This is a genomic window from Sorangium sp. So ce385 (assembly GCF_051474135.1).
Lineage (GTDB): Bacteria > Myxococcota_A > Polyangia > Polyangiales > Polyangiaceae > Sorangium > Sorangium cellulosum_D.
The window spans coordinates 2512255-2528417 of sequence record NZ_CP150337.1 but is presented as its reverse complement, the minus strand read 5'-3'; the positions used below and the strand labels follow the sequence as shown (position 1 = coordinate 2528417).

The following is a 16163-nucleotide window of genomic DNA, read 5'->3' as shown; positions in this document are numbered from 1 at the left end:
GAGCCGCCGGCGAGGTTGAATCGACCCGGCCTCGCGTGACAGACCCGGAGCGGTCCGCTAGGCCATCACTTCGGCCCGCGCCATGGATTCACCCTACGGCCTGCACGCTGGCACCCTCATCGGGGGCGATTTCGAGGTCGTGCGCCCCCTGGGCTCGGGCGGCATGGGCAGCGTGTATCTTTGCCGCCAGCACAGCACTGCGCGCGAGCGCGCCGTGAAGGTCATGCACCCGGTGCGCGCCACCGACCCCGAGGAGCGCCGCCGCTTCGAGCGGGAGGCGCGGGCGCCTGGGCTCATCGGGTCGCCGCACATCGTCGAGGTGCTCATCGCCGGCGTCGACGCGGCGTCGGGCCTGCCCTACCTCGCGATGGAGCTGCTCCACGGCGAGACCCTCTCGGCGCGCGTCGAGCAGAGCGGCCCGCTCCCGATCGCCGAGGCGCGCCGCGTCCTCGAGCAGCTCGGGCGCGCGCTCGAGGCCGCGCACGACGCGGGCATCGTCCACCGCGATCTCAAGCCCGAGAACGTCTTCCTGGAAGCGGCCGAAGGCGGCGCCGCGCCGCGGGTCAAGCTCCTCGACTTCGGCATCGCCAAGGTCATCGCCGACGCGCGCACCTCGACGACGGGCGCCTTGGGCACGCCGCTCTGGATGGCCCCCGAGCAGGCCCACGTGAGCTACGCGGCGCTCCCTCAGAGCGACGTCTGGGCGTACGGGCTCGTCGCGTTCTTCGCGCTCGCGGGCCAGCGCTTCTGGCGGGGCCGGGAGCTCCCGGCGCTGCTGCGCGAGGTCCTGATCGAGCCCATCCCCGCCGCGAGCCGGCGCGCGGCCGAGCTCGGGCTGCCGCCCCTCCCCGCCGGGTTCGACGTCTGGTTCTCCCGCTGCGTCGAGCGCGACCCGTTCGCCCGGTTCACGAGCGCCGCCCCCATGTGGCCCGCCCTCGATCGCCTCCTCGACGCCGCGCTCGACGCGCCGGCGGGGGCCGCGGCGTCCCTCGCCGCGGAGGCGCGGCGCCGCGGGTCGTCCTCGCCGCCGGCGGCGTCCGCCGCCGACGTCGGGGCCGAGGAGAGGCCCGCGCCGGTCGACGCCTACGGCAGCACGATCACGTTCCCCGGCCTCCGGGACCGCGACGAGCGGACCGCGGAGGCGGCCGAAGGCGGGGCGACGGGCGATCGCCGCGGCGGCGGCGAGGGCCCCGCGGCGGCGCCCGGCGAGCCCCGCGCCGCGGGAGCGCCGCGCCTGGAGGCGCAGCGGGCAGACGCGCTGCGGGCAGACGCGCTGCGGGCAGACGCGCTGCGGGCAGACGCGCTGCGGCCGAGGAGCGCGAGCTCCGTCCCGCCGCCGACGCCTGTCGAGCCCCGGGCGCCCGGGAGCGCCGCGCCGCCGCGCGGCCTAGGCGGCGGCGGGACTGAGCGGCCGCTCGTCCATGCGCTGGACGACGCTCACTGCATCGCCACCTGGAACGGCGTCCTCTTCCAGATCTGGCGCGGGCGCACCACGGAAGCGGCGGTGCGCGGGGTCCGCCGCGTCCTGCGCGAGCACGGCGGCCAGCTCCAGGCGACGCTGGTCATCCTCGAGGAGCACAGCATGCCGGCGGGGCCGGAGGTCCGGAGCTCGCTGGCGGAGCTCTCGAGGGAGCTCGCGGCCCACGGGATGTGCGCCGCGCTCGTGCTCGAAGACCACGGCTTCCGGGCGTCGCTCATGCGCAACGTGGCCATCGAGTTCATCCTGCTGAGCCGCACGCGGCTCCGTTACGAGGTGTTCAGCGCCATGAAGGACGCCTTCGCCTGGCTCATGCGCAACCGCCCGAGGCTCGACTGGCTCAGGGAGCTGCCGGCCGTCACCGAGGCGCTCCGCCGCGACGCGGCGGCGCACGGGGCGCGGGCCGCGTCGACCTCCCTGCGGTGAGCCCGGGCGCCGCGGCCCAGGGCGCGCGGCTCCGCGCGCCGGGCGCGCTTCGCGACCCAGCGCGCGCCGCCTTTCCGCTACGCTCTCCGCGCGATCGATCGCAGGAGGAGGAGAGAGCGTGGTGGAGCAGCCGAGCATGGACGGCGCGTTCGCGGACGAGACGGTGGATCGGCGCGACCGCCTGCTCGCGGCGCTGCTCCGCGGGCCGGACGCCTTCGTGCTCCTCCGCTGCGACGCGGACGTGGCGGAGCTCGTCTCCGCGGCGGCGCCCCTCCGGCTCCTGCTCGTCAGGGCGGCCGACGACGCCTCGGCCGACGAGATCCGCGCCCGGATCGAGCCCCTGGTGAAGGCGGTGCGCCCCGGCGGGCCGCCCGCGCACTTCGTCGTGGTGGGCGGCGGCGCCGCCGCCGGCCGGGCCGCGCTCGCCAAGGCGGCGCCGCTCGTGCAGCCCGTGCGGATGGGCTTCCACCACCTCGACGCGGCGGGCGCGCTCGCGCGCGTGAAGGGGCCCGCCCTGCCGGCCCTCGACGGGGCCTACGGGCGCCTCGCCGACGTGGGCCCGCTCGGCCCCGACGGCATCGCCCGGGCGCTCGAGGAGGGGCAGGCGCTGGCGCAGCAGGAGCGCGCGATCGTCGACAGGCTGACGGGCAGCCGCGGCGTCACGACGACGCTCGTGATCGCGTGCGCCGCGCTCCTCGCCGTGAGCTACCTCTTCGGCTCGGGCACCCACGAGGCGGCGCTCTGGCGCATGGGCGCCAACAGCGGCGAGGCGGTGCGCCGCGGCGAGCTCTACCGGCTCCTCGCGTCGGCCTTCCTGCACGCCGACCCGATCCACCTGTTCGTCAACATGCTGGCGCTCTGGTCGTTCGGCCCGATGCTCGAGGCGCTCCTCGGCCCGCGGCGGTTTCTCCTGCTCTACGCGGCGTCGGCGCTGGGCGGCTCGGTCGCGAGCGCGATGCTGGAGGAGCGGTGGAGCGTCGGCGCGTCGGGCGCGATCTGGGGCCTCATGATGGCGGGCATCGGCATCGCGCTGCGGCCCCACGGGCTCCTGCCCCCGGCGATGATCGCGCAGATGCGCAGCCGCGCGTGGTGGCCGCTGGGGCTGAACCTCGTCTACAGCTTCCAGCCCGGCGTCGACCTGCTCGCGCACCTCGGCGGCGGCGTCGTCGGCTTCGCGCTCGTCGTCTCGGTCCTGCCCCGCGGCCTCCTGCCGGTCGAGCAGCGCGCGCGCGCCGCGGACGCGGAGCCGAGGCCGCGCCCCCTCCTCACGGCGGCGGCCGCCCTCGCGGCCGCGGCGATGGCGGCGTCCGTGGCGGTGGCGCTCGTCGCCGGCCGCCCGTGGGCGCTCGGCGAGCCGCCGGCGCTGACGCGCGTCGCGGTCGCGGACACGGGCGTCGCGCTCGAGCTGCCGGAGACGCTCGCGACGGTCACGGCCGTGGAGGACCTGAACGGCATCCCCTTCCACACGTACGGGCGGCTGCCCCAGACGCCGCTCATGTTCCAGATCGCCGTCTTCCCGCTGGACGGCGAGGTGCCGCCCGATCAGGTGGGCGAGCTCCTCGAGCAGGAGCGCAAGGCGCTCGACGAGCACCGGCCGGCGAACACCGTCAAGAAGGGCCCGGCGGCGCGCGTCGACCTGGGCGGGCGCCCCGCGGTGAGCGTCAGGAACGAGCTCAAGAACGGCGTGCAGATGGTGAGCTACATCGTCGTGCTCGGGAGCCGGGAGGTGGTCCTCCAGGCCTACTCGACGATGAACCGGCCGGCGTCCTGGGCCGGGATCGAGGACAAGGTGGCGGCGACGATCGCGCTCCAATGAGGCGCGGCGACCCGGGGCCGGCGGCGTCCGCGGCGAGCGGACGACCCGACGGGGGCCTCCCCTCGCCCTCCGCGCCCACGACGAACGCGCCTGGCCGGACGCGCCGCGGCGACCTACCTTGCTCGCCATGACGAAGAAGCTCCGTGTCGACGTCTGGTCCGACATCGCGTGCCCGTGGTGCTACGTCGGCAAGCGCCGGCTCGAGGCCGCGCTCGCCAGGTTCCCGCACCGGGATGCCGTCGAGGTCGTCTGGCGCGCGTTCGAGCTGGACCCCGCGGCGAAGCGCGTCCTCGGCGCGGAGGTGTCGTACGCCGAGCGGCTCGCGAGGAAGTACGGCGCGTCGGTCGCCAAGGCCGAGGCGATGATCCGGCAGATGACCGAGGTGGCCGCGGCGGACGGGCTCGACTTCCGCTTCGAGAAGGTCCGGCCCGGCAACACCTTCGACGCGCACCGCGTGCTGCACCTCGCGGCCGAGCGCGGCGCGCAGGGCGCGGTGAAGGAGCGGCTCCTCCGGGCCTACATGACCGAGGGCGAGGCGATCGGCGAGCCGGAGGTGCTCGCGCGCCTCGCCGGCGAGGCGGGGCTCGACCCGGCCGAGGTCCGCGAGGCGCTCGCGGGCGACGCCTTCGCGGCCGAGGTGCGGGCCGACGAGGCCGAGGCGCGGGCGATCGGCGTCACGGGCGTCCCCTTCTTCGCCTTCGGCGGGCGGTACGGCGTCTCCGGCGCGCAGCCGGCGGAGGCGCTCCTCGGCGTGCTCCAGCGGACGTGGGACGAGGCGGCCGGCGAGCCCGACGCGTCCGACCCGATGCTCGCCGAGGGGGCGGCCTGCGGCCCGGACGGGTGCGCGTGAGCCGCCGGGCGTGATAGAGAGCTCCGCGGCGGATGGCGATTCAATGGTATCCCGGCCACATGACCAAGGCTCGGCGCCTGATCGCCGAGTCGATGCCGTCGCAGGACGTCATCATCGAGGTGCTCGACGCCCGCATGCCGCAGGCCAGCGAGAACCCCGTCGTGGCCGAGCTGCGCGGCCAGAAGCCGTGCATCAAGGTGCTGAACAAGAGCGATCTGGCGGATCCGGCCGTCACGACGGCGTGGCTGCGCCACCTGGAGGCGGAGCACCCGGCGCCCGGTGAGGCGTCGCGCGAGGCGACGCCGGGGGGCAAGGTGCTCGCGATCGCGCTCTCCGCGACCCAGTCGTCCGAGGCGCGGCGCCGGATCCCGGAGCTCTGCAAGCGCCTCGTACCCCCCAAGAACGGCCCGGGCAAGGTGGTGCGGGCGATGATCGTGGGGATCCCCAACGTCGGCAAGTCGACGCTCATCAACACGCTCATGGAGCGCAAGGTGGCCAAGGTCGGCGACGAGCCCGCGGTCACCAAGAGCCAGCAGCTCGTCACCTTGAAGAGCGGCATGGCCATCTCGGACAACCCGGGCATCCTGTGGCCGAAGATCGACGACGAGGCGGCCTCGTTCCGCCTGGCCGTGGGCGGGGCGATCCCGGACACGGCCATGGACTACCAGAGCGTCGCCCTCTTCGCGGCGGGGTATTTCCTGCGGCGCTATCCCGAGCTCCTCGTCGCCCGCTACAAGCTGAAGGAGCTGCCGGAGACGGCCCCCGCGCTGATCGAGGAGATCGGCCGCCGCCGCGGCTGCCTGCGGAGCGGCGGGGCGGTGGACCTGCACAAGGCGTCGGACATCCTGGTCCACGACTTCCGCGCCGGGCGCCTCGGGCGCATCAGCCTGGAAGAGCCGCCGGGGCTGGAGTTGCCCTCGGGGATCGAAGAGAGCGCCTGAGCGGCGGCGCGGCGCGCTCTTCAACCGCGGCGCCGCGCTACGCCGCCCGCTCCGCCGCGACCTGCTTCGCCTGGACGATGGCGCTGGCGAACCAGAGATACTCGTCCAGGAACCGCTCGGTCGCCTTCACGATCGGCTCGCTCTTCACCTGGAGCGACTCGTCGAACGCGTTGTGGACCTCCGAGACGAGCAGCTTCGTGGGCATCGCGAAGGCCCCGAGGCTCAGCACGACGTGCTGCAGCTGGGTCGACGCGTTGATGCCGCCGAGCTTCCCCGCGGAGACCGCGGCCACGCCGATCGGCTTCCGGTTGAACTCCTCCCAGAAGTAGTCGAGCGCGTTCTTCAGCACGCCCGAGAAGCTCCCGTGGTACTCCGGCGTCACGAACACGAGCCCGTCCGCCGCGCGGAGGCGCGCGCTCAGGGCCTGCACCCGCGCCTCCACCTGCGCGCTCCGGGCGGAGTGCCCCTCCAGGATCGGCAGCGGGTCGTCGGCCAGGTCGATCAGATCCGCCGCGACGCCCCGCTCCTTGAGCGCCTTTTCCAGGTACAGCGCGACCTTGTGCGATTGCCTCCCGACCCGCGTGCTGCCAAGCAAAACGCCTATCTTCATGATGGCTCCTCCAGCCAAGGACATGCCCTCAGGGTAAGCTGGGGTGTCCATTGCGTCAGCTGACCCTCCAACCCGTTGGACAGTGTCCAATCCGTCGTCCAGGCGCGCCCTCGCGGTCGGGCGGCGCCGTTCACGGACCGGGCGGCGGGGCGACGTGGCGGTGACCGGCGCGTGCGCGGAGCGTCGCCCGGGGAAAGCCGCGCGTGGTAGGCTCGCCGGTCGACGTGAACGGCCAGGATCTTCGACCGGCGACCGCCGGCGCCGCTACCATGCCCGCCGCGACGGCCGCCGCTCGGCGCCGCCGCCGCGCCGCTCACCCCATCCACCCGACGAGGAACCTCACTCCATGGCCGGAAGCAGCCTGCTCGCCCTGATCGACGACATCGCCACCGTGCTGGACGACGTGGCCGTGCTGACCAAGGTGGCCGCCAAGAAGACGGCCGGCGTGCTGGGCGACGACCTGGCGCTGAACGCCCAGCAGGTGACCGGCGTCACCGCCGACCGCGAGCTGCCGGTCGTGCTGGCCGTGGCCAAGGGCTCGCTGATCAACAAGGCCATCCTGGTGCCGGCGGCGCTGGCGATCAGCGCCCTGGTGCCCGTGGCCATCACCCCCCTGCTGATGATCGGCGGCGCCTTCCTCTGCTACGAGGGGTTCGAGAAGGTCGCGCACAAGCTGCTGCACACCGAGCACGAAGAGGAGGCCCGCCACGCCGAGCTCGTGCACGCGATCACCGACCCGAAGATCGACCTCGTCGAGTTCGAGAAGGAGAAGATCAAGGGCGCGGTGCGCACCGATTTCATCCTGTCGGCCGAGATCATCGCGATCACCCTGGGCACCGTGGCGGACACGAAGTTCGGCACGCAGGTCGCCGTGCTGACCGGCATCGCCCTGATCATGACGGTCGGCGTCTATGGCCTCGTCGCCGGCATCGTCAAGCTCGACGACGCGGGCCTCCACCTGAGCCGCCAGGGCGACGCATTCCAGCAGTCGCTCGGCCGCGGCATCCTGAAGGCGGCGCCCTGGCTGATGAAGGGCCTGTCCATCGCCGGCACCGCGGCGATGTTCCTGGTCGGCGGCGGCATCTTGACGCACGGCGTGCCGTGGCTCCACCACCACATCGAGGACATGACCCGCGGCGTCGGCCCCGTGCTCGGCGCGGTGGTGCCGTCGCTGGCCAACGCCGTGGTCGGCGTCGTGGCGGGCGCGGTGGTGCTGGGCGTCGTGACCGCGGTGAAGCGGGCGCTCGGCCGCGACGCGCACGCGCCCTGAGCGCGCCCCGCGCGATGGACCGGCTCCCCGCGCCGCGGCGGGGGAAGCACGCGCCGCGCGGGGAACACGCGGCGCGCGGATCAGCCCTGTGCCGGCCGCACCAGGGCCGCGAGCAGCCGTTCGAGGGCCGCGGCCGGGTCGGCGCCGAGGCCGGCGTGGACGCGCGAGGGCTGGACGATGGTGCTGGCCGGGGACACCACCCAGCCGAAGCGCTCGGCCTGGGGGAGCCCGGCGACGTACCCGCACGCCGGATCGCCGGCGCAGACGCGGCGGATGAAGTCGAGGTGGCGGCGGACCGCCTCGAGGTCGAGCGCGGGCCAGAGGGCGAGCAGGCGCCGCTCGTCGGGCTCGCTCCGCGCCTCGAGGAAGCCCTGCGCGCGGCAGAAGACGACCACCCCGACGTTGACGCGCTCGCCGCGCTCCACGCGCGGGACGACGCGCAGCACGGCGTAGTCGAAGGCGCCCGCGGCGTCGCGCGCGCGGGGCGGGCTATCGCCGGGTGCGGGCATCGAGCGCCTCCTGGACGAAGCCCCGCGGCGACGCGAGGCGGTGGGTGAGGTACGCGGCGTACTTGGCGCGCCGCGCTTCGACGCTCGGCGCGGCGGAGGGCGCCGGAGCGTCACCCTCGGCGAGGCTGTAGAACGCCGACGCGCGCCGCTCTCCGACCAGCCGGACCGGCGGCTCCGGCTCGACAAGCCACGCGTCCGGGATCGCGGCGACGATCTCCGCGATCCGCGCGGGCGTGAGCCGGGCGCTGAGCGCGGCGTCGGCGGCGGCGATGTCGCGGGCGAACGGGAGCAGCGCGTGGTTCTTGATGAGGGGGAACCGGTCGGGCGCGTCGGCGAGCGGATCGGTGGTGTCGGTCCAGGCGTGGTGGACGTAGAGCGCCGCGCCGTGGTCGATGAGCCAGAGGCGGCGGTGCCACAGGAGCAGGTTCGGGTTCTTGGGGGTCCGGTCGACGTTGCTCACGAAGGCGTCGAACCAGACGACGGCCGACGCGAGCGCCGGGTCGAGCTCGGGGCCGACGAGCGGCTGGAACGCGAGCGACCCGGGCAGGTAGTCGAGCGCGAGGTTCAGGCCGGCGCTCGCCGAGAGCAGGTCCGAGAGCTCCGGGTCCGGCTCGGCGCGCCCGAACTCCGGATCGAGCTCCATGAAGACGATCTCCGGCACGGGCAGGCCGAGCGCGCGCCCGATCTCCCCCGCGACGAGCTCGGCGATGAGCGCCTTCGGTCCCTGGCCGGCGCCGCGGAACTTCAGCACGTAGAGGCCATCGTCGTCGGCTTCGACGAGGGCCGGCAGCGACCCGCCCTCGCGGAGCGGGGTCACGTAGCGGGTCGTGTGGACGGTTCGGATCATACGGACCTTGGCGTCGCGGCGGACAGCGCCCCTCGGGCCAGGCGGCGGTAGTTGACGACATCTCGGCGCTCTGTGCCAGCGCGTCGCGCCCTCGTTCGGCGAACGGCTGCGGCTGGCCTCCGCTGGCGCGGCGATCTCCGCAGCAGCGGTGTACCGGCATGAGCCTTGCCGAGCCGCCGCGGTCGCCCCGCGCGACGGCGGGCAAGCCCGGGGCGCGGAGGGCGGCCAGAAGAAAGGGATCTCATGAATTCACGCATCTGGCTCATCGCGCTCGTCCTCCCTGCCGTCCTCGCCGCCTCGAGCTGTGCGGACGACGAACCTGGCACAGGTGGCACAAGCCCCGGCGCCGGCGCGAACGGCGGAGATGGCGGCGCCGGCGCGAACGGCGGAGATGGCGGCGCCGGCGCGAACGGCGGAGATGGCGGCGCCGGCGCGAACGGCGGAGATGGCGGCGCCGGCGCGAACGGCGGAGATGGCGGCGCCGGCGCGAACGGCGGAGATGGGGGCAACGACACACCGACAGCGTGCCGCAGCAGCGCGGAGTGCAGCCCGCCGCTCCCGAACGGCGAGTGCATCTCCTTTGCGGATCCGTGCTTCAACGCGGGAAACAACGTCTTCCCGCTGTGCTTCGAGGGCGCCTGCCAGGGCGACCAGCGCTGCTTCCAGTGCGCGCCGCAGGGGCCGGGTGTCTGCATAGCGCCGTGCGCCGCGGACGCGGATTGCCCGGCGGGCAGCGCCTGCGACGAGGGCCAGCGCTGCGTCCCGAGCACCTGCGCCTCCGACGAGGATTGCCCGGTCGACTTCACGTGCGATCCCGATGCGGGCCAGTGCGCGCGGAAGAGCTGCACCGCCGACACCGACTGCGCTGGCTATTGCGTCGATGGGGTTTGCAGGGACGCGCTCGGCACGTGCGAAATCTGAGAGCGCTCGCTGCGGGCAGGCCGCCTCTCGCTCGCAAGACGACGCCGCGGCCTGCACCCGACAGCTGGGGCGCAGTCACGTCGGTCACATCGGTCACATCAGTTACGTGAAACGGAGGAGCTCGGTGGAGCCGGGTCGCGCCGGAGCGCGCGCCCGCGAGGATCGATAAGGCGGGCCGGGCGCCCGCTCCGCGCAGGAGCGCGGGAGCGGACGCCGCAGGCCCTCCTGGCTCACTCGGGGAGGTGATCCAGCCGCGAGCCCGTCACGGGCAGGTAGTCGCCGAGCAGGAATCCCTGCAGATCGGTCGAGAAATCGAACGGACCGATCACGTGAACGACCTCGCCGCTCGCGCCGCCGGCGCCGCCCTCGCCGCTCGTGCCACCGACGCCGCCGGCGCCACCGTCGCCGGTCGTGCCGCCAGCGCCGCCCTCGCCGCTCGTGCCGCCGATGCCGCCAGCGCCACCGTCGCCGGTCGTGCCGCCGGCGCCGCCCTCGCCGCTCGTGCCGCCGATGCCGCCGGCGCCGCCGTCGCCGCTCGTGCCGCCGGCGCCGCCCTCGCCGCTCGTGCCGCCGATGCCGCCGGCGCCACCGTCGCCGCTCGTGCCGCCGGCGCCGCCCTCACCGCTCGTGCCGCCGACGCCGCCGGCGCCGCCCTCACCGCTCGTGCCGCCGGCGCCGCCCGTGCCGCCGCCGGCGCCGCCCTCACCGCCCGTGCCGACGGGCCTCGTGACGGTGATGGAGTCGACATAGACCACGGTCGGGTTGGCCCAGGGCCCCGTGGCGCCTGCATCGACCTTGATGCCGATGCGCTGCACCTGGGTCTTGTCGAACGCCTCGGCCCCTTCAACGGCGGCGGCGGCATCGACGTCGATGGTGAGCTCCGTCCAGTCGCCCAGCTCGCTCAGGTTCGTCCACGCCCAGGGGACGCCGACCCAGCCCTGGGCTCCCCCGTTCTGTACGTACGTCTGCACGCCTCCGCCGGTGGCGGCGTGAGCCTTCACGCGGTACGTGACCGTCGCGCCGGTCAGGTCGACGAGCCCCGGGAAGTCGAACTGGAACAGCGTGCCCGAGCTCGCCTCGGTGAGCGGCACGGCCAGCCGAGCGCAACCCGAGCAGCTCTCGTCCGGACCAGGACCGATGTCCGGAGCGGCGCCCCCGCCGCCTTCGTTCGTGCCGCCCTGGCCGCCCTCGCCGCCCTCGCCGCCTTGGCCGCCCTCGCCGCCCTGGCCGCCCTCGCCGCCTTGGCCGCCCTCGCCGCCCTCGCCGCCGGACCCCGTGGTGGTCGAGCTCCCGCTCGTCGAGCTCGCCGACGTGCTCGTGCTGGACGAGGTGCCCCCGCCGGCGCCGCCGTTGCCGCCGTCGCCATCGTCGCCGCAGCCCGTGATGGCGAACGCGCCGAACAGCAATCCACACATCGCCAAAGAAAGAACTGATCTCATCGCATCCTCTCTATCTATACCCATGAGGGGCCACGCGGCTGAGATCGCTGTTCTCCGTACCTGCTCTGGCCGTACCCGAGCTCGCTCCGAACCCGCCGCGCGGGCGCGACGTTATCCCGAAGTCGGAATTTTCTCAACGGCGTATGTGGACATTTCCGAACCGCAGCGCTCGGCGTGCCGAACGGGCCTCGATCGTCGGCCGCGCCACCGGCGCGGGAGATCACCCGAGCACCGGCGCACAAAAACAAGCCAGGAGCACGGACCGGACGCAGCGGGGCGCGCGGTCGTCGGCGCCGGGGGCGACGAGCGCTCAGGCCTGCTCGACGTTCTGCATCGGACCGCCGGCCGGGCCGGCCCCGACGTCGACGGCCCCGGCGAGCCCGGCGGTCGGCGCGGAGAAGGCGCCGCGCTGGGCGGCGGGCTGGCCGGGCGGCGCCGCGCCGATGTCCCCGCCGACCACGCCGAGCTCCTCGTCGAGCGCGGCGTCCCGCTGCGCCTCACGCTCCCGATCGCGCGAGACGACGACCTCCGCGACCGTACCGACGAGCGTGCCGATCACCGAGCCGGCGACGGCCCCGGGCGGGCCAGCGATCGCGCCCACCGCCGCGCCCGCCGCTGCCCCCGCGAGGGCCCCGGCGGCGGCCTTGGCGAGGCCGGAGGCGTGCGGAGGGACGCCCGCGGGCAACGGCACATCGCCCTGGCGGCGCGCCTCACGATCGTTCTCGACAGCATCCAACGCGGTATCGTGCATGGCAATCACCCTCGCGGAGACCGAAGCCTCCCGCTGCGCGGGGGCGGCTCACGGTAGTTCCGTCATCTTGGTTCGTCAGTTCCTCGGTCCTCCCGCGTCAAAGCACGCACCGTGCCGCCGGGAGCCGCGCGCGGCGCCGCGCGCCGCTGCGCCTTCGCGGCCGCCGCGCGGCGCGCGCGTGGCGCATTTCGCCCCAGCGCGCGCGTCGAGGCGCAGCGCCCGCTCGAGGCCGCCCGGCGAGAATGGGATTCGGCTGGAAGGAGATCCGGTCGATGGCGCGAGGGAGTCACCCGATCCAACGGATCGATGCTTGAGCGCGCCTCGCGCGCTTCCCTGGTGAGGAGCAGCGGACGCCGCGGGGCTGGCCCGGGCTCAGTCGGCGAGGTGGAGCAGCGTCGATCCTTCCACGGGCATGTAATCGCCGATCACCATCGGCTCCACGCTGGTCGTGAACTCGTACGGACCGACCACGTGAATCACCTCTCCGCTGCTGCCGCCTTCGCCGCCCGTGCCGCCTTCGCCGCCCATGCCGCCTTCGCCGACGCCGCCTTCGCCGCCCGCGCCGCCCGCAGCGCCAGCGCCGCCTTCGCCGACGCCGCCTTCGCCGCCGGTGCCGGCCGTGCCGCCTTCGCCGCCCGCTCCGCCGGTGCCGGCCGTGCCGCCTTCGCCGCCCGCGCCGCCGATGCCGGCCGTGCCGCCTTCGCCGCCCGCGCCGCCGATGCCGGCCGTGCCGCCTTCGCCGCCCGCGCCACCAGTGCCGGCCGTGCCGCCCGCGCCGCCCTCGCCGCTCGCAGCGCCGCCTTCGCCGCCGGTGCCGGCCGTGCCGCCTTCGCCGCCCGCGCCGCCGACGCCGCTCGCGCCGCCGACGCCGCCCGCGCCGCCCTCGCCGAACTCGTCGCGCGTGCCCCAGGCGCCGCGCGCGGCCATCGTGCTCCCGCCCTTCGTGACGGTGATGGAATCGACATAGATGACGGTCGGGTTGGCCCAGGGCCCCGTGTTGCCCGCCGTGATCTGAAGCCCGAGCAGCTTGACCTGGGTGCGGTCGAAGAAGGGAGACGCCGGGGCCAAGGCGTCGACATCGATCGTGAGGTCCGCCCACTCTCCCAGGCCGGCGACCGGATTCCATGTATATCCGACGTTCGCCCAGAAGAGCTCAGCCCCGTTTTGCACGAACGGCTGCACGCCGCCGTTGGTGCCTGTGTGGGCCTTCACGCGGAACGTGACGACGGCGCCCGTCAGGTCGATCGCCTCGTCGAACCCGATGAAGAACTGCGTCGCTTCCCCCGCGCTCGTGAACGGCACGGAGAGCCGCGCGCAACCAGAGCAGCTCTCGCCCGGGTCGACGGTCCCGCCGCCGCCCTCTCCACCGGCGCCGCCGGAAGCCCCCGTGCCCGTCGAGCTGCCGTTCCCGCCGGTCAACGTCGACGACGTGCTGCCGCTCGAGGAGCTCCCGCCGGCGCCGCCGCCGCCCGAGCCGTCATCGCCGCAACCCGTCGCGGCGAACGCACCGACCAGCAAACCGGTGACCGCCAAAGAATGAACGGTTCTCATTCAAGCCCCTCCTTGCCTTGATCCTACGAGGCTGCGCGGCGAAGCCGCCGTTCGCCTTCGCGGCCATCACCGCACCCGAGCTCCTCCGCGGTCATCACCGCACCCGAGCTCCTCCGAGCCAGCCCCACACCCGGCGAGCGTATCCGGTGCCGGAGGCTTTCTCAACAGCACGGACGGCCCAATCCGTCGTCGAGAACACAGCGCGTTCGCAATCCTCGACGCTGGCTCCGCTGCGGGGGCAGCGGCCACATCAGACCACCTGCGGAGTCGAGCCTGGAGCGCGGCGCGCCGTTCAGCGCCCGCCCGAGGAGGGCGCCGCGGTGGGGTCGAGTAGCATCATGGCGATGGCGATGACATAGAACGAGAGGCCCACCAGCAGGAACGCGATGGCGACGCGGTAGATGGTGGTCTTGCGGTCGCGGTAGGCGAGCGAGACGAGGAGCCACCCGCGCATGTCGTGGCCGGGCTGCTGGGTGAGCCAGCGGATGTGCTGGACCCCCCAGACGATCAGGGTCGCGGAGAGCAGCACGGTCGCCACGCCGGCGATGATCAGCCCCTGCGCGGCGCGGCTGGTGCCGGCGATGAGGCGCCCCGAGAAGCCGGTCGTGGTGATGACGATGCCGCAGAGGCCGATGAGCACCTGCGCGCGGTTATGGAGGACCGCGAACTGCCGCTCCAGGATCCCGTGCACGACCTCCCAGGACTCGGCGCCGACGAGCTTGATGAACCGGTCCGCCTCTTCCTCGCGCGCGACGTTCTTCATGACCGACGCCGTAGCACTCCGGCGCGCGCGCCTCATGCCGTCGCGCCGTGCATTCTGAGTATTCCACCCTACCAGCCCAGCGCCGGCCGGCGGTCGCCGCGCGATCATTGCGCGACGCGAGCACGACCGGGCCTTGCACCCCGGCGAGCGAGCTGGTTAACCTTGGCGGCAATGACCCTGGAGGTCCGGCTGGTCAACGAGATCTGCGCCGCGGGCTGGGTCGACCGGCTCTATGTCGCCGTGTGGCGAGGGAACGGCGTCGCCGAGGCCCACACGTTCTATCGAGAGATGAAGGCCGGTATCGCGCGCTTCGGGTGGGGAATCGGCCACCTCGCCGTCATCGAGCCCGGCACCCCGCTGCCGCCGCCGGACATCCGGAAGATCATCGTGCAGGTCTTCGATGAGTATCCCGGCGCGGTGGGCGGCGTGTCGGTCGCGTGCGAGGGGCAGGGCTTCTTCGGGTCCGCCGTGCGCAGCGTGGCGACCGGGCTCATGATGCTGGCCAAGACGCCCGTGCCGTTCCGGCTCAGCGGGAGCGTGGTCGATTCGGCGGCGTTCCTGTCGACGCGCGTGGCCGCGGGCGCGATGCCGCTCGAGCCGGCGGCGGTCGTCGGCGCGGTCCAGGAGCTGCGGCACCGGATGCGCCTCCGGGTCGCCAAGTCGGCTTGATCCGCGCCCGGGCGCGGGGCGGCGCGGGCCCTGCCCCGCTCACGACGGCTGCGGGCGCGCCGCGCGGGCGCGGAACAGGCAGAACGCCGCGACGGTGAGCGCCGCCATGAGCGCGCCGGAGACCCACAGCACGGGGCGGTGACCATAGCGATCGACGCCCATCCCGACGACGGGCGCGAGCAGCACGAAGGCGAAGCGGAACAGGAAGCTGCGGAGCGAGACGCAGCTCGCGCGGTCGCTGTCGGGCGCGAGCCGCTGCTCTTCGTGGTGGAGCAGCGGCATGTGGAGGCCGCGCACGAGCGTGAGCAGGAAGTAGAACGCGAACCCGAGCGCGTGATGGGAGATCGCGAGGCCGAGGTACCCGGCCGCCACCAGGGCGACGCACGCGAGCAGCGTCCCCGTCATGCCGAGGCGGCGGCCGACGCGCTCGCTCACCATCGCGCCGAGCGCGGTGGTGAAGCTGGCGACGGACCACATGGGGCCTATCCACGTGACCTTGGCGCCGGACTCGGTGGCGTACAGGGCCATGAGCCAGGTGGGCAGATACGACGCGAGCGCGAGCGCGACGCCGAGCAGCAGCACCGCGCGGAGGTCCGCGCGCTCGAGCAGCGCGTCGCGCACGATGGAGCGCATGCGGCCGAGGTGATCCTCGACCTTGGGCTGGGCGCGCTGGGTCTCGCCGAACCGCAGGGCGATGCCGAGGGCGATCACCCACGCCGCGACCTCGATCACGAACGGCAGGCGAGACCAGCGCGCGTACAGGAAGCCGGCGACGAGGGCGCCGCCGCCCGAGGCGATCTGGGCGATGGAGCGCATGCGGCCGTACCAGCGGGCGAACTCGTGCTCTTTGCCCTGCTCGCGGAGCGAGTCGTAGAGCAGCGCGGAGTCGGCGCCCGAGATGAGCGAGAACCCGACGCCGAGCACGAGCTCGGCGAGGATCACCGACCAGAGCGCGGGCGCGATCGCGTAGAGGGACCAGCCGAGCAGGATGCTGGAGGAGCCGAGCACGAGGGCGCGTCGATGGCCGAGGCGGTCGGCGATGTAGCCGGAGGGGAACTCGAAGAGCGCGATGCTCAGGTTGAACGCGGCCTGCACGCTCATCATCGTGGCCACGCTCATGCCGATGTCCCTGGTCCAGAACAGCGGGAAGATGGCCGCCGGGAACATCAACGAATGCACGCCGTAGTAGGCGCAGATGAGCCAGGGGTTCCGCTGGACGGACGACATGACGGGAGGGGGGCGAGCTTACGGCACCGAGGCGCGCCGCGCGAGGCGGGAGTGCGCCGCGCGGCGCGGGGGCGTGGCACCTCGCGCCTGCGCGGA

The 16163-nt window shown here is 74.1% G+C and carries 15 protein-coding genes; 7 read left to right on the top strand and 8 right to left on the bottom strand.

Annotated elements, in window-relative coordinates:
• Nucleotides 1-82: 82 nt before the first annotated feature.
• From WME83_RS09410 to ylqF, 4 genes are all read left to right on the top strand, one after another.
• Nucleotides 83-1903: a protein kinase domain-containing protein gene (locus WME83_RS09410; protein WP_437318929.1), complete on the top strand. Its 1821-nt coding sequence runs from the start codon at nt 83-85 to the stop codon at nt 1901-1903.
• A gap of 118 nt (nt 1904-2021) precedes the next feature.
• The gene (locus WME83_RS09405; RefSeq protein WP_437318928.1) at nt 2022-3719 is read left to right on the top strand and encodes a rhomboid family intramembrane serine protease; all 1698 of its coding nucleotides are present in this window, start codon (nt 2022-2024) and stop codon (nt 3717-3719) included.
• Nucleotides 3720-3846: 127 nt separating this feature from the next.
• Nucleotides 3847-4569: a DsbA family oxidoreductase gene (locus WME83_RS09400; RefSeq protein WP_437318927.1), complete on the top strand. Its 723-nt coding sequence runs from the start codon at nt 3847-3849 to the stop codon at nt 4567-4569.
• A 32-nt stretch (nt 4570-4601) separates the two neighbouring features.
• Nucleotides 4602-5510, top strand: a complete 909-nt coding sequence (gene ylqF / locus WME83_RS09395; RefSeq protein ID WP_437318926.1) for a ribosome biogenesis GTPase YlqF — start codon at nt 4602-4604, stop codon at nt 5508-5510.
• A 37-nt stretch (nt 5511-5547) separates the two neighbouring features.
• Here ylqF and WME83_RS09390 read toward each other — a convergent pair whose 3' ends face one another.
• A complete protein-coding gene (locus tag WME83_RS09390; protein ID WP_437318925.1) occupies nt 5548-6120 on the bottom strand; it encodes an NADPH-dependent FMN reductase in 573 nt (190 codons plus the stop codon).
• 346 nt (nt 6121-6466) lie between these two features.
• On the opposite strand from WME83_RS09390, the gene WME83_RS09385 reads away from it, so the two are divergent.
• A complete protein-coding gene (locus WME83_RS09385; protein WP_437318924.1) occupies nt 6467-7390 on the top strand; it encodes a DUF808 domain-containing protein in 924 nt (307 codons plus the stop codon).
• 80 nt (nt 7391-7470) lie between these two features.
• Here WME83_RS09385 and WME83_RS09380 read toward each other — a convergent pair whose 3' ends face one another.
• Nucleotides 7471-7899, bottom strand: coding sequence for a DUF3037 domain-containing protein (locus WME83_RS09380; RefSeq protein WP_437318923.1), 429 nt, complete (start codon nt 7897-7899; stop codon nt 7471-7473).
• Entirely contained in the window at nt 7880-8746 is an 867-nt protein-coding gene (locus WME83_RS09375) for a HipA family kinase (protein WP_437318922.1), read from the bottom strand. The genes WME83_RS09380 and WME83_RS09375 overlap by 20 nt, the downstream gene beginning before the upstream one ends.
• Nucleotides 8747-8989: 243 nt before the next feature.
• Here WME83_RS09375 and WME83_RS09370 point away from each other — a divergent pair, with 243 nt between their 5' ends.
• Nucleotides 8990-9667 carry a hypothetical protein gene (locus tag WME83_RS09370; RefSeq protein ID WP_437318921.1) on the top strand — a complete coding sequence of 226 codons (678 nt, stop codon included), beginning with the start codon at nt 8990-8992 and terminating at the stop codon, nt 9665-9667.
• A 230-nt stretch (nt 9668-9897) separates the two neighbouring features.
• On the opposite strand, the gene WME83_RS09365 is transcribed toward WME83_RS09370, so the two are convergent.
• The 4 genes from WME83_RS09365 to WME83_RS09350 all read right to left on the bottom strand — a co-directional run bounded on the left by WME83_RS09365 (nt 9898) and on the right by WME83_RS09350 (nt 14171).
• Nucleotides 9898-11106: a hypothetical protein gene (locus WME83_RS09365; RefSeq protein WP_437318920.1), complete on the bottom strand. Its 1209-nt coding sequence runs from the start codon at nt 11104-11106 to the stop codon at nt 9898-9900.
• A gap of 310 nt (nt 11107-11416) precedes the next feature.
• Nucleotides 11417-11842: a hypothetical protein gene (locus tag WME83_RS09360; RefSeq protein WP_437318919.1), complete on the bottom strand. Its 426-nt coding sequence runs from the start codon at nt 11840-11842 to the stop codon at nt 11417-11419.
• Between the two features lie 387 nt (nt 11843-12229).
• On the bottom strand, nt 12230-13408 hold the full coding sequence (locus WME83_RS09355) for a hypothetical protein (RefSeq protein ID WP_437318918.1): 1179 nt from the start codon (nt 13406-13408) through the stop codon (nt 12230-12232).
• 292 nt (nt 13409-13700) lie between these two features.
• On the bottom strand, nt 13701-14171 hold the full coding sequence (locus WME83_RS09350) for a hypothetical protein (protein ID WP_437318917.1): 471 nt from the start codon (nt 14169-14171) through the stop codon (nt 13701-13703).
• 171 nt (nt 14172-14342) lie between these two features.
• On the opposite strand from WME83_RS09350, the gene WME83_RS09345 reads away from it, so the two are divergent.
• Nucleotides 14343-14840, top strand: a complete 498-nt coding sequence (locus WME83_RS09345; protein WP_437318916.1) for a hypothetical protein — start codon at nt 14343-14345, stop codon at nt 14838-14840.
• 39 nt (nt 14841-14879) lie between these two features.
• Here the strand turns inward: WME83_RS09345 and WME83_RS09340 are convergent, their stop codons facing one another.
• A complete protein-coding gene (locus WME83_RS09340; RefSeq protein ID WP_437318915.1) occupies nt 14880-16067 on the bottom strand; it encodes an MFS transporter in 1188 nt (395 codons plus the stop codon).
• Nucleotides 16068-16163 lie beyond the last annotated feature (96 nt).

What these genes read in the sequence shown, in the direction of transcription:
- WME83_RS09410 (WP_437318929.1), top strand. Translation starts at nt 83, where the DNA reads ATGGATTCACCCTACGGCCTGCACGCTGGCACCCTCATCGGGGGCGAT.
- WME83_RS09400 (WP_437318927.1), top strand. Translation starts at nt 3,847, where the DNA reads ATGACGAAGAAGCTCCGTGTCGACGTCTGGTCCGACATCGCGTGCCCG.
- ylqF (WP_437318926.1), top strand. Translation starts at nt 4,602, where the DNA reads ATGGCGATTCAATGGTATCCCGGCCACATGACCAAGGCTCGGCGCCTG.
- WME83_RS09390 (WP_437318925.1), bottom strand. Translation starts at nt 6,120, where the DNA reads ATGAAGATAGGCGTTTTGCTTGGCAGCACGCGGGTCGGGAGGCAATCG.
- WME83_RS09385 (WP_437318924.1), top strand. Translation starts at nt 6,467, where the DNA reads ATGGCCGGAAGCAGCCTGCTCGCCCTGATCGACGACATCGCCACCGTG.
- WME83_RS09380 (WP_437318923.1), bottom strand. Translation starts at nt 7,899, where the DNA reads ATGCCCGCACCCGGCGATAGCCCGCCCCGCGCGCGCGACGCCGCGGGC.
- WME83_RS09375 (WP_437318922.1), bottom strand. Translation starts at nt 8,746, where the DNA reads ATGATCCGAACCGTCCACACGACCCGCTACGTGACCCCGCTCCGCGAG.
- WME83_RS09370 (WP_437318921.1), top strand. Translation starts at nt 8,990, where the DNA reads ATGAATTCACGCATCTGGCTCATCGCGCTCGTCCTCCCTGCCGTCCTC.
- WME83_RS09365 (WP_437318920.1), bottom strand. Translation starts at nt 11,106, where the DNA reads ATGAGATCAGTTCTTTCTTTGGCGATGTGTGGATTGCTGTTCGGCGCG.
- WME83_RS09355 (WP_437318918.1), bottom strand. Translation starts at nt 13,408, where the DNA reads ATGAGAACCGTTCATTCTTTGGCGGTCACCGGTTTGCTGGTCGGTGCG.
- WME83_RS09350 (WP_437318917.1), bottom strand. Translation starts at nt 14,171, where the DNA reads ATGAAGAACGTCGCGCGCGAGGAAGAGGCGGACCGGTTCATCAAGCTC.
- WME83_RS09345 (WP_437318916.1), top strand. Translation starts at nt 14,343, where the DNA reads ATGACCCTGGAGGTCCGGCTGGTCAACGAGATCTGCGCCGCGGGCTGG.
- WME83_RS09340 (WP_437318915.1), bottom strand. Translation starts at nt 16,067, where the DNA reads ATGTCGTCCGTCCAGCGGAACCCCTGGCTCATCTGCGCCTACTACGGC.